Below are 13,218 nucleotides of genomic sequence, written 5' to 3'. Positions count from 1 at the left end.
TTGAAGGGAACTTTTATTCAGAACCATGTAGCTTGTGGGATCTTGTTGGTCTGTAAATCGTACTTTACACAATATTGTTGCGCTGTGACATTTGGTTGGGGTCATACATGAGTGTGTTGTCCTCTACTCATTGTACTGAGATTCAATTTGCTGCATGTCGTCGGTTTCTATTTTGATTCAAGAGACAAAAATCAGAGATGACTTGCAGATGGTAGAGAGAGAGCTGTCAAGGGAACGATAGTTGAATCTTTCCGTTTTCTTGTGTTGATTTGTTACTCATCCTCATACATGAAAGTCGCCTTTAGTCCCATTTATCGTTACCATCATTTGCCAGCAGGTCATCGGTTTCCTATGGAAAAGTACGATCTCTTGCCCCAACAACTTTTATATGAGGGAGTCCTGACTGAGAAGAATTTTTTTCATCCGAAATCATTGAGTGAAGAGCAAATTCTGCGTACCCACACAGCTGAGTATTGGCACAAACTCAATACTGGAACCTTGAGCGCCAAGGAAATAAGGAACACTGGTTTTCCTTTTCATGAGTCGTTGGTGACAAGAGGTAGACACATTGCACACGGTACTTTTGAGTGTGCGCTCCATGCTTTGAGAGATGGGGTTGCTCTGAATATTGCTGGGGGGACGCATCATGCGTATGCGGATCGAGGAGAAGGATTTTGTATTTTCAATGATATTGCAATTGCTTCCAATGAATTGTTGCATTTGGGGTTGGTGAATCAAATATTGGTAGTGGATTTGGATGTACATCAGGGCAATGGCACTGCCAAAATATTTGAAAATGAACCGAGAGTTTTCACATTTAGTATGCATTGTGAGCACAACTACCCTTTGCAAAAGGAGCATTCGGATTTGGATATTGGTCTCAAAGACCAAACAGGGGATGAGGAGTATTTGGAGGTGCTACAGCATACCTTGCCCGCGCTGATTGAAAAGGTCAATCCACAAATGATATTTTTTCAAAGTGGAGTGGATGTAATTGCTACGGACAAATTGGGGCGCTTGGCTATGACAAGAGATGGATGCAAAAAGCGTGATGAAATGGTCTTTTCTTTGTGCAAAGCATACCAAATCCCAGTTGCGGTGAGTATGGGTGGCGGCTATTCTCACCGCATCGCCGATATTGTTGCAGCTCATGCCAATACCTTCAAGGTAGCACAGGAACTGTATTTTTGATGCTAGGGTCAAAGACTACAAACTTGACCCAGGCATCAATCACTTTGCATCTATCCTTGCTGTTCTCTTAGGTAGGTCGCCAATAGTTTTTCTAGGAGTTCATCTTTGGACAAATGTATGAGTTGATCCTTAAACTCCTTTTTGGTTTCATCATCTAGCTTGTCTGGGCTTACTGGTTTTTCCTTGGCGATTTTTCTTCCCCATAGGATCGCTTTGTTGACCAATTGATCTTTGACACTTGGTAGAGGCAATACGAGACATTTGAGATTCAATTCTTTCTCGATCAAATCCATTTTTTCTTTCTCCTCTGGGAATATAAAAGTCAAAGAAATTCCCGTTTTTCCAGCGCGCGAGGTACGACCACTTCTATGGGTATAGGACTCACTGGTATCGGCCATGTGGTATTGAATGACGATGTCTACGTTTTCTACATCGACACCTCTGGATGCTACGTCCGTCGCGATGAGGAAATTGATGTGTCCTCCACGAAACTGCTCCATGACCTTGTTGCGCAGACCCTGAGGGAGGTCCCCTTGGATGGCTCCACAGCTAAATTTGTTGGCAGAGAGTTGCTTGTATAGTTTTTGTACACCAGACTTGGTGCGACAAAAGATGATGCCTTTTTGAGTGCTATATTTTTTGAGAAAATGAAGCAGTACGTCTAATTTTTGCTCGGCCTGTAGTTCGATTATTTGATGCTTGATGTCCTTGTTGGTACTTTCTGCTTTTCCGATGAGGACTTTAATCAATTCTTTGTGGAGGTATTTTTTAATGATCGCATTGACCTCATCTGGCATAGTCGCAGAAAACAACCATGTAGCATAGTTTCTGTTGGCAGTAGCCAAAATCTTGTCAATGTCTGTCCTGAAACCTTTGAGTAGCATTTCATCCGCCTCATCAAATATGACGAAGTTGAGTGATTCTAAATGCACGACGTTGCGTTGCACGAGATCCATCAATCTACCTGGAGTAGCTACTACCACATGTGTGCCATTGCTCAGATCATGGATTTGGGCTTTGAGAGACATGCCACCGTAGATAGACTCTATTTTTAACTCAGGTATGAATTTGGCTAAACCCATCAATTCATTGCCCACTTGCTCGCAGAGCTCTCTGGTTGGTACCAGTACCACAGCTTGAATCTTGCCGGACGTAGTGTCAATTCTCGAAAGGAGAGGAACGCCATAGGCAAAGGTTTTGCCTGTCCCAGTTGCGGATCTGCCGATGAAGTCCCCTTTATGATTCAGCAGGATGGGGATGGTTTGTGCTTGAATCTCGCTAGGAACATAGATCCCCTTTTCTGTCAATGCTTTGACAATGTTGGCATCTACTTTACTCGTTGAAAAATTATCCATAAGGTTTGTTTCTAGCGTCTTTTTTTATTCTTGTTTTGATTTTTGTCACCTCTTCTTCGTGGCTTTTTGTACTTCTCTGCCAATTTGATTTTGTATGATCCTCCTAGGTTGACTTTTTTATTTTTCTCTAGTTTTTCTTGAGGTTCGACAGCTTCTTTGAGTTTCAGGTTTCGGTTGTAGTTGCTCTCAATGATGCGGGGGCGTTCTTCTGGAATGAGCTCATTGGATATTTCGACCTGTTCTGGGAAGTCCAATTCTGGGATTTTGTATTTCATCAATTCTTCAATCGCCTGTTTCGCTGCTTCTTCCTTTTCGGTGTAGAAAAGGAGGGAATTGCCCTTCTGAGCGGCACGACCCGTACGACCGATTCTGTGCATGTAGTTTTCTGGATAGGCAGGGGCGTCAAAATTGATGACATGTGAGATTTTATCCAAGTCCAAACCTCTGGCGATTACGTCTGTTGCGATCAATATTCTTTTGGTTCCCTCTTCAAAATCCTGCACCGAACGAATTCGGTAATTCTGAGATTTGTTGGAGTGTATGATGCAGATGGATGCACCATATCCATGCTCTAGCCTATCAAACAAACGATCCGCGATGGACTTGCTCGATACAAAAACCAAGACCTTGTTAAATGTTTCTTTGTCAGCGAGCAATTCTGCCAGCAAGTTGGCTTTGGTATGGAAGTTTTTGACTGCATAGCACTGCTGCGAGATGTTTTCTAGCGGTGTACCACTCACCGCGATGGCGATCCTATTGGGTGTGACAAAGAAGTCATCAATGAGTATGTCAACCTCGTCAGTCATGGTTGCTGAGAACATGATGTTCTGTCTTCGGGTAGGTAGGAGATCAAAGATGTTGATCAACTGCGGACGAAATCCTAAATCCAACATGACATCTACCTCGTCGATCACCAGTTTGCTGATGTCTCTTAGGTTGACTGCTTTGCTGATCGCCAAGTCGTACAATCGCCCTGGAGTGGCTACCAAGATGTCTATGCCTAGGGCCAGATTTTGCTTTTGGATGTTGATGTTGGACTCTCCATAGACACCCATGACACGAATGTTGATGTACTTGGTATAACTATCTATGTTGGAGACGAGTTGGTCTACAAGCTCTCGTGTAGGGACGAGGATCAGTATTCTAGGTGTGATTTGTTTAGAAAATTTTAACTGCTGCAAAAGTGGTAGCATGTAGGCAAAGGTCTTGCCCGTACCAGTCTGGGCAATACCGACCAAGTCTTGACCTGATAGGACGGCAGGGAAGGCGGCTTCTTGTATGGGGGTGGGGCTATCAAACCCTAGGTCATCGATGGCATGACGCAGTTGTTTGGACAGATTTAGATTTTCAAAAGTACTCATTCAACAAACATTTCGGCAAATCTAGCCATATATTGGTATTAGAAGCTAGGTTTTAGATATGAGACCTTACAATTCAGGATATTATCAGCCTAAGTTCGAATTTGAATAACCCTTCAAGGGCTTTCTTGAAGGGTTTAGTTTGCCATTCATTATGTCTATGATTTGAAAAGAGAACCTTTGAAGGTTTTTTTGCCTTTTGGAGGATCATAAGTCCTCTTTACATAACCAAATCGAATGCATGTGGTTGCTTCAGATAGGTATGATATTGATATCAAATTTCGAAAACTCAGTTGGCTTGTAAGTTCTCCCACCAATGAGGGAACTGCATGTCCAAGGCACTGACTATGAAGGGCTGTCCAATCTCTGGCGTGATGATAGGAATCCCCAACTCATCCGCCTTTTTGATTGCTCTTTCTGCAGGTTCTCTCCAATCATGAAATGCCAATACAAACGCTCCCCAATGTATAGGCATGATGACTTTGGCTTGTACATCTATCCCTGCTTGCACACTTTCCTCTGGCATCATATGTATCTCGTCCCATCGTGTGTCGTACTGGCCGCACTCGATCATTCCGAAATCAAATGGACCATACTTCTCTCCAATTTCTTTGAAATGAGGGCCGTAACCTCCATCTCCACTGAAGTAGATGTTTTCGTTTTTCCCCTTTATTACCCAAGAACCCCAAAGTGACTTGTTACGATCTGTCAAGCCTCTGCCAGAAAAATGACGAGAGGGTGTAAATGCCAATTGAATATCAAACAGGTTTGTTTCTTCCCACCAATCCAAAGCTTCGATTTTACTTTTCTCCACTCCCCATGCGATCAAGTGTGCATCTACGCCCAAGGGGACGTAGAACTTATCCACCTTACCCTTCAGCTTTTGGATTGAGCCATAGTCTAGGTGATCATAATGATCATGTGAGATAATCACAGCATCCAAATGTGGCAATTGCTCAATAGCAATGGGTAAGTCCTCCACAAAGCGCTTTTTACCCAACATAGGGTGGGGAGCAGGGACATTTCCCAACATCGGATCAATGAAAATCTTGGTGCCATCTATCTCTAGCAACAGTGCAGAATGTCCGAACCAAGTGATTCTCGTCTGATGATTCTCGGCTATGTCCAGAGAATCTAATTTGAGGGGAATGATGGCTTTGGTTGGTGCTTTGAGTGTCTTGGACGAGAACTGATCTCTCATGATACTCATAAATTTGGTGAAGCTCATGTCCATACTGGTAGGTATGAGGTTTACAAAGGTGCCGTCTTTGTAATGATCCAATTTTTCGTACTCTGCCTTATGAGCTTCACTGACTTTGCCTCCAAACTCAGGACTCAGTTGCACAAATAGAAAAACAAGTATGACCATCAAGCCAATTGTCGATGCGATGAAAATCAATAACATGAAGAAAGTTTTTTTAACCAAGGGTTTAGAATTTTCAGACGCAGTGGAGCAACCTATTCTTGTGCCAATATGGTCTGAGCTTGAGCAATGCTCGCCTGAATCTCCTCGTTCATACGCTGGACTGATGCTTGTTGTTCTTTTATTTTTTCCAGTGCTGATTCTGCTTCTTTGCGTTCTTCTTCTGTCTCGAAATTGGCAGGCAAGCCATTGGCCAAAACGTCGCCTGAGAAGGCATCGGCAAATCCTCGCATCCAGACCATCATTCCCTCATGGGCTGCTTCCAGATCAGCTATCGCTTGGATGCTTGTACTATCTATCGCTGCAGTATCAAGTTGGGCTTTCAATTCACCTTTTAGCTTCATGATCACGCCCATTTGCTCCATGGCTATGTCATGAACCTCTATGACTTCAGATTTAAGCTGGTTAAACTCGATACTGACAGGTTCTGGTTTTTGAGTAGTACATGCTGCCATGATCGTCATGGCAGCTATGATGAGGTATTTCTTTTTCATGTTCTTATTTTATTCAAAATCAATGACCAAATCATTGGACTCTACCAAGCTACCATTGGTGAGGTAGACGGTCTTGATTGTACCTGTTTGAGTCGCCGTAATGGTCGTCTCCATTTTCATGGCTTCTATGACAAACAGAGGATCATTGTCCTTGACTTTGTCTCCTGCTTTTACCCTGACTTCTAGCAACTTGCCAGGGATCGGTGCGCCCACTTGATTGTCACTTTCCGCTTTTTGGTTGATCGGTTTGGTAGCGGTTTGCTTTTGATCCAATACTCTGATCATTCTTGTTTGTCCATTGAGCTCAAAATAGACGTCACATTGTCCTGTTTCATCTGGTTTAGATTTGTACAAGAATTTGATGATGATCGATTTTCCCTTTTCAAGATCAACTAAGATCTCCTCGTTCTCTTTCATGGCGAAGAAGAACGCTTTGGTAGGTAATTTCATCACCTCTCCAAACATCTTCCACCTGTTGTAGAAATCTTTAAAGACCTTTGGATAAAGCTTGAATGACAAGAAGTCCAATTCATCACAGTACTCATCAAATTCTGCCTGAAAGGCCTTCATCTCCTTCTCGAAATCAATCGGTTTGAGGTGTGCATTGGGTCTTTCGGTGAATGGATTTTCTCCTTTCAGAATGGCTTTGGAATAATCCATAGGGAAGCCTCCAGCAGGTTGTCCCAATTCGCCTTTGAACAAACTCACAACAGATTCAGGGAAGGCCAAAGACTTGTTGGTCAGTACATCTTCAGGTGTCAGATTGTTAGATGTCATGTAGATGGCCATGTCACCTACGACCTTAGACGATGGCGTTACTTTGACCAAATCACCAAACATCTTGTTGACGACTGCATAGTTCTTCTTGACCTCTTGGAAACGATCACCAAGCCCTAGAGACTCAGCCTGTGGTCTCAAATTGCTGTATTGTCCTCCTGGGATTTCATGGTCATAGACCTCAGCAGTACCGGCCTTCAATCCAGACTCAAATGGATAGTAGTACTCTCGCACATCCTCCCAGTAGTTGGAGTATCGGTTCAAAGACTGAATACCCATATCGTGCTCTCTTTCATGCCCTTTCATCACATGAAGGAAAGAATTGAAGTTGGGCTGAGAAGTCAATCCAGACATGGATGCCATGGCCAAATCTACCACATCTACACCCGCATTGACTGCTGAATAGTAGGTTGTAGATTGGATGGACGAAGTATCATGTGTGTGCAGATGGATTGGTAGATCTATGGCCTTTTTCAGCTCTGTGATTAGCAACTCAGCACTGCGTGGCTTGAGCAAGCCCGCCATGTCTTTGATGGCTAGCATGTGGACTCCTTCATCCTCTAGCTGTCGTGCCAATGTGAGGTAGTAATCCAAGTTGTACTTGGTGTTTTTATCTAATATGTCACCTGTGTAGCAGATGCAACCTTCGGCCAATGCTCCTGTGCGCTCATTGACTGCCTTGATGCTTACCTTCATGGCTTCTATCCAGTTGAGGGAATCAAAAATCCTGAATACATCCATGCCATTCTCCCATGATTTTTCGATAAACTTCTCTACAAGGTTGTCAGGGTATGCTTTGTAACCTACGCCATTAGAACCTCGGAGCAACATTTGTAACAGCACGTTTGGCATTGCTTTTCTGAACAATTGCAATCTCTCCCAAGGGTTTTCATTGAGGAAACGCATGCAGACATCAAAGGTGGCACCTCCCCATACTTCCATCGAAAAGATGTTTGGATGATTCTTGGCATAGCCCTCTGCTACTTTGAGCATGTCCTGTGTACGCATTCTAGTAGCCAACAGCGACTGATGTGCATCACGGAAAGTGGTATCTGTGTAATGGATCTTGGTATCCTTCTTGAGCCAATCCACAAAACCTTCTCTACCTAGTGCGGTGAGCTTGTCTTTAGTCCCTTCTGGGTATGGGCCTAATCTATCAAACTCAGGCACCTGCGGTTGTCTAAATACTTTCGTTTTGTCAATTTTTTTAACATCAGGGTTGCCATTGACAGCCACATTGCCCAAGTATCTCAGCAATTTGGTGCCGCTATCGCGTCTCCTAGGCATATCGAAGAGCTCAGGGTGATCCTCTATGAATCTGACCGTCGCATGTCCTGTGAAGAAATCAGGGTGTGTAATGACTTTGTTCAAAAATCCGATATTGGTTTTGACACCTCGGATTCTAAATTCTTTGAGTGCTCTGCTCAGGCGCTGAGAAGCTCCTTCGAGTGTCCTGCCCCAGGCACTCACTTTCACCAACATGGAGTCAAAGAATGGTGAGATATTTACACCAGAGTAGCAGTTGCCTGCATCTAACCTGATTCCGAAACCACTGGCACTGCGGTAGGCAATCACGCGACCATAGTCAGGGCTAAAATTGTTGGCAGGATCTTCGGTAGTGATTCTACACTGGATGGCATAGCCTTGACAAACTACGTCTTCTTGCGACTTGATGAAAATCTCTTTGTCGGATAGTTTGTGTCCCATCGCAATCAAGATTTGCGAGCGCACAATGTCTATACCAGTCACTTCTTCGGTGATGGTATGTTCTACCTGTACTCTTGGGTTTACTTCTATGAAATAGATGTTTTCATCCTTGTCCACCAAGAATTCCACGGTACCTGCATTGCTGTAGTTGACTGATTTGGTGATGCTCAGTGCGTACTCATACAGTTTGCTTTTTGTTTCTTTTTTGATTGAAATACAAGGAGCTACCTCGACTACTTTTTGAAACCTCCGTTGTACGGAACAGTCTCTTTCAAATAAGTGAATCAAGTTACCATGTCTGTCTCCAAGAATCTGTACTTCGATGTGTTTAGGGTCATCGATGAACTTTTCGATGAATATCGTATCATCTCCAAACCCATTCAAAGCCTCTTTGCGGGCATCTTGGAATAGGCGCGCTAACTGCGACTCTTCTCGCACCACACGCATGCCACGACCTCCACCACCTGCTGCTGCCTTGACCATGACAGGGAATCCGATTCGCTTGGCCTCCTTCATCGCGATCTCTACGGAGTTGATATCCTCTTCACTGTCCTGAATGATCGGCACATTGGCGCTGATCGCGATTTTCTTGGCAGCTACTTTGTCACCCAGACGCTCCATGACCTCTGGATCTGGTCCGACGAAGATCATCCCAGCTTCTTGGATTTTTCGGACGAAAGTCACGTTTTCGGACAAGAAACCATAGCCTGGATGGATGGCATCTACACCGTTGTTTTTCGCCACTGAAATGATCTCATCAATATCCAAGTAGGGTTTCAAAGGCGCATCATTGGCACCAATCTGATAAGCTTCGTCTGCCTTGTACCTATGCAGTGAATAGCGATCTTCGTAGGTGTACATCGCAACCGTACGGATGTTGAGCTCACTCGCTGCTCGTAAAATTCTGATGGCAATTTCTCCTCTGTTAGCTACTAGGAGTTTTTTGATTGGTTTCAAATTCTTGAGATGATCCATGGAGGATGTAGGTGATTAAGGTAAATAAAAAGTAAAAATAAGCTTCAATTGTTCTAAAGTACAGGTTAAAGAGAGGTTTTTCTGAAAAACCTCATTCAGAGGAATTTACAAATACTGTTTTGAATTGCAAACAAAAAAAGAGGGTTTCAAATATTGAAACCCTCAGTTCTCGTCCGTAATTGATGCGCTTTAGCGCGTTAGCACTTTTGCGGCTTTTTGACCATCAGCCGATTGTACTCTCACAATCCACAAACCGTTGTTGAGATAAAAACTTGTATTCTCCTTGGTTTCCAGAGTCTTTACCAATCTCCCCATCATGTTGTACACACGAACTTGGGTCAATGAGTTGACATTGGAAACATAAATTTCATTTTCAAAAGCGTAAATATGTGTAGCAGTCAGCTTATCGTTTGGGATTTCCAATACTTCAGGTTCTTCCACCTCTTCTTCCTCTTCTTGCTCGATCAATAGGGCAAATGGATCCCAATCATCATTGCCTTTGGTAAAATTGAAAGGTGTAATTTCTGTTGCATCAGCAAGCGTACCTCCTGACAACACGGTAGACCAAGATGCACGGACAGATTGATTGTCTTCTCCTGACTCCTCGATTGTGCCAAACTCATACATCTTAGGAGATTCACCACCCAAAGAGCTCAGCCACCCAACAGGAATGATCAATGACTTGCCTTCAGATCCTTCAAAATCAGAAGTTTCAACGGTGGTATTGAAGAATACAACTTCACTCGTAGCAGCTTGCCAAGGACGTCCGAAGTACCCTGGTTTGGATCTCTCGGTAGATGCTGTCTCTGTACCTGGCTCTGCAGAGGTAACTGTACACGCATACATCAAGTAGCCTCTTCCACTTTCCTGCTGTGCTGCGGTGAGGTATGAGACATCATTTTTGTCAGCGCTGGTGTTCATGACCAAATCAGATTTGTAAAACACAGCAGTCATACCACCAAATAGGTAATCCGTACCACCCATCATGGCTCCTTTGTACACAGCCACTCTTGAGCCCTTGCCTCCATAGAATGAATCCTGACGACCAACCACACGACATTCCTTCAAAAACACCTTGTCTACATTGTTGGTGATGGAAATGGCGGCAGCACGCTCCACAAAGCTTTTGTTTTGAACAGCAGTATTACCAGCATCAGTTGGGCGCTCACCTTTTCCTCCTGATGCCCACATCACTACGACATCTTCTGATTCCTTTTGTGAAATGTATTGATTGAAAGAATTCTCAAAAATGATGTTTTCTGCTTCGAACCCACTGGCACTCACGACCACTGTGGCGTTCCAATATGAACCTTTGTCTGAACCAGAACCTACATTCTCATAAGACAATTGACCGTTGGCTCTGTTGACTGCCAATACATCTGCATGCCATTTTTGGTCTGAACTCATGCTATAGTAGCTGTAACCATGACCGTAGTAAGAAGTGATTCGGACGGCATTGTCAGAGATTCCAACACCCGCATCTTTCAAAGCGATATCTGGTGTAGCAGCGGCATTCTTCAAGGTGACATTGGCCTGATTGACAACCAGCATTTCTTCATAGTTTCCTGGATCAATCATGATCGTAACTCTCTCTCCATTTGAGCGGTTCATTGCAGCGACCGCATTTAATGCCTCATTGATGGTTTGATAGTCTTTGTTTGTACCTACTGTAATCACCTCTGCATATGCTACTACATCAGACACTGTAATGTCTGAGATATAAGTTGTGCCCGCTCCGCTACCTATGGTAATCGTCACCATACCTGCTTCGGTACCTGCGTAGATGAACTGTGCTGACTCAGCAGTATTGGTAGAACTGGTAGCAGTCGTGATCGCCTCTCCTCCGTCAAATGAAAGGTCAGCTGAATAGTAATAGCTCACTGTTACCTTCTGACCCACTGACACAGGTACTTGGATGGTTGCTTCTGGTTTGGCAGTAATATGACCTTTGGCTATTTCGTTGGCAATATTGCCTGTCAGGACCAAGCCCTTGTAGGCTGCAGTCGCGTTAGTTATGATTTTGTCATCAAATGACCAATTGGTAACCGGTTCAAAAGACAGGGTTTTACTCACTACAGTTCCTTCTACTTTCAAGTTAGAGGTCAATGCCAATTCGACTGCATACTCATCCAGTCCATCGTAAGACACAGCATAGGTCCCATCTCTCAAAGCGATGCCTTCGGTACCATCAAAACCATATTCATACCCTGCTTCATGCAAGTTACTGAAGGTCAAACGCAACTTTGTCAACTGCTCCTGATTCAAGAAAGGAGCAGCGATCGTTACAGCATGACGCGGTTTTTCTGTAAATGTCAGATTCAATGTGGCTGCTTCTTCTGCCATGCTGATACTGGTATTTTCCAATGAAAAGTCATTGACTCCTAGGGCGGCTATCGTGTATGTGCTGTTGATCTCAAGATCAACACGATAAGTTCCTGCTTCTGTATCTATAACCGGCACAGGTACATAAGATTTTCCTTCGGATTGATCCGTGAACTCTAAATTCAGAGTTGAGATATTTTCTCCCAAACCTGTAATCGATCCAGTCACGGTATTCAAACTCACTTCCACTATGGCTACATCGAAAGTTGTCGTTGTTTCATCGATTGCAATGGTTTTTCCTGTATTGATCACATAGCCATTCGCTCCGACCAGGTCCAAATCATAGCTATAGCCAGATGGAAGATCAACGCTATAAGAACCTGCGTCAACATCTGCCAACCACTCCTTTCCAGCCTCATTGGTAAACGATATCTGGTAACCATCAGGAATAGACGCTGCATCCGTCACATCCACTGTTCCAGTCAAAGTATAATAGTCCGCATTCTTGTGGTAGATTCTGTAGTAGCTAGGCTTGCCTAGGTTATCATAGATTTGATATTCTCCAGTCTCTTTGGCAACAAAACTATATGGAGTAGGAGTGGTGGTCAATGCAAAAATATCGGTTTGAGCTTCTGGATCACCCATGTACTCAAAAACCAAATTACCTGCTGCATCGGCTCGACTCACAATGGTCACTTCGTCATCTTCGCTCAAATACAAACTCAAGTAACGGTCACGTTTGGCTGATGAGTTGATATAAAGACGGCCAGTATATCCAGTTCCATTATCACTAATGTTTTCATCAGTACGGGTTAGTAACTCGTTGGTAGTTCTGATTCTATCACTACCTGCAACACCCACAAATGTCAATACCCCATTGGTAAACCCTCCTATATTTTGAGCTCTTGTCCCAGGATCAACTCCAGGAAACCATGCATTCATCACGTCTACATTCAGGTTGTTGATATAGAGTTCTTCGTTCAACTGCTCTGCGCCAAAATCCCAAACTTCTGTTAGTCCATTTAGTTCTGCCACTGCTGGAGCATATTCGATGGAGATCGTGGGTAGATATAGGTCATTTCCTGTTGCAGCTATTGTCTTAAAGTTCAACGTGGTAGCATCGCCTATGTAATCGAAGCTGTAAGTATCGACTACATCAGTGTCAACCTTTCCAGCTTTGGTACCTAAGTCACCTTCAGTCACTGCTGTTCCCATCACATCCAGACTAGAGTGTACAGAACCCAAAAAAGTAATTGTACAACTCCCCTCTACGGCGATATTGATTTCAGCATCTACTTTGAGATTCAATCCATAAGTTCCCCCATGGTAAGAATAGTTCCCTGTAAATGCTACTAATTCATCAATGGTCTGTCCATCGACCACATTTTCTTCAACCCTAAAATCATAGGTCTGTGCGTTGGTATTTTGTCCATAGGTCAGGGCGATCCCCAACCATATCAACACAATTGATAAGTAAGTTTTTTTGCTCATAATTTAGTCTTTCAGTTATCTTATGTATCATTTGCGCTCAACAATCCATCACGAAATGGCTTGGTAGGTGCATTTGATATTTTCGATAAATATGAGTTTTCTACTTACTCAGGAGTATTCACTAA

Annotated in this window: 7 protein-coding genes; 1 reads left to right on the top strand and 6 read right to left on the bottom strand. The window is 43.6% G+C overall.

The genetic code is table 11. The annotated features are described in order from the left end of the window. Positions 1-288: 288 nt before the first annotated feature. Positions 289-1,191, top strand: coding sequence for a histone deacetylase family protein (locus N6H18_RS15565; protein ID WP_262309204.1), 903 nt, complete (start codon positions 289-291; stop codon positions 1,189-1,191). A gap of 50 nt (positions 1,192-1,241) precedes the next feature. On the opposite strand, the gene N6H18_RS15560 is transcribed toward N6H18_RS15565, so the two are convergent. The 6 genes from N6H18_RS15560 to N6H18_RS15535 form a co-directional block, all read right to left on the bottom strand. Continuing rightward, a complete protein-coding gene (locus N6H18_RS15560) occupies positions 1,242-2,546 on the bottom strand; it encodes a DEAD/DEAH box helicase (RefSeq protein WP_262309203.1) in 1,305 nt (434 codons plus the stop codon). Between the two features lie 11 nt (positions 2,547-2,557). Beyond that, positions 2,558-3,907 (bottom strand): DEAD/DEAH box helicase, encoded by a 1,350-nt coding sequence (locus N6H18_RS15555; protein WP_262309202.1) that lies wholly within the window; start codon positions 3,905-3,907, stop codon positions 2,558-2,560. A gap of 286 nt (positions 3,908-4,193) precedes the next feature. Then, entirely contained in the window at positions 4,194-5,309 is a 1,116-nt protein-coding gene (locus N6H18_RS15550; RefSeq protein ID WP_262309201.1) for an MBL fold metallo-hydrolase, read from the bottom strand. 53 nt (positions 5,310-5,362) lie between these two features. Then, positions 5,363-5,821 (bottom strand): hypothetical protein, encoded by a 459-nt coding sequence (locus N6H18_RS15545; protein WP_262309200.1) that lies wholly within the window; start codon positions 5,819-5,821, stop codon positions 5,363-5,365. A 9-nt stretch (positions 5,822-5,830) separates the two neighbouring features. Further along, the gene (locus N6H18_RS15540) at positions 5,831-9,280 is read right to left on the bottom strand and encodes a pyruvate carboxylase (protein WP_262309199.1); all 3,450 of its coding nucleotides are present in this window, start codon (positions 9,278-9,280) and stop codon (positions 5,831-5,833) included. A gap of 189 nt (positions 9,281-9,469) precedes the next feature. Next, positions 9,470-13,093: a pectinesterase family protein gene (locus tag N6H18_RS15535; protein WP_262309198.1), complete on the bottom strand. Its 3,624-nt coding sequence runs from the start codon at positions 13,091-13,093 to the stop codon at positions 9,470-9,472. Positions 13,094-13,218: the final 125 nt, after the last annotated feature.

It is taken from the genome of Reichenbachiella agarivorans, from assembly GCF_025502585.1.
Classification (GTDB): domain Bacteria; phylum Bacteroidota; class Bacteroidia; order Cytophagales; family Cyclobacteriaceae; genus Reichenbachiella; species Reichenbachiella agarivorans.
The sequence above is the reverse complement of the archived record's forward strand: the minus strand, read 5'-3'. Positions and strand labels throughout refer to the sequence as shown.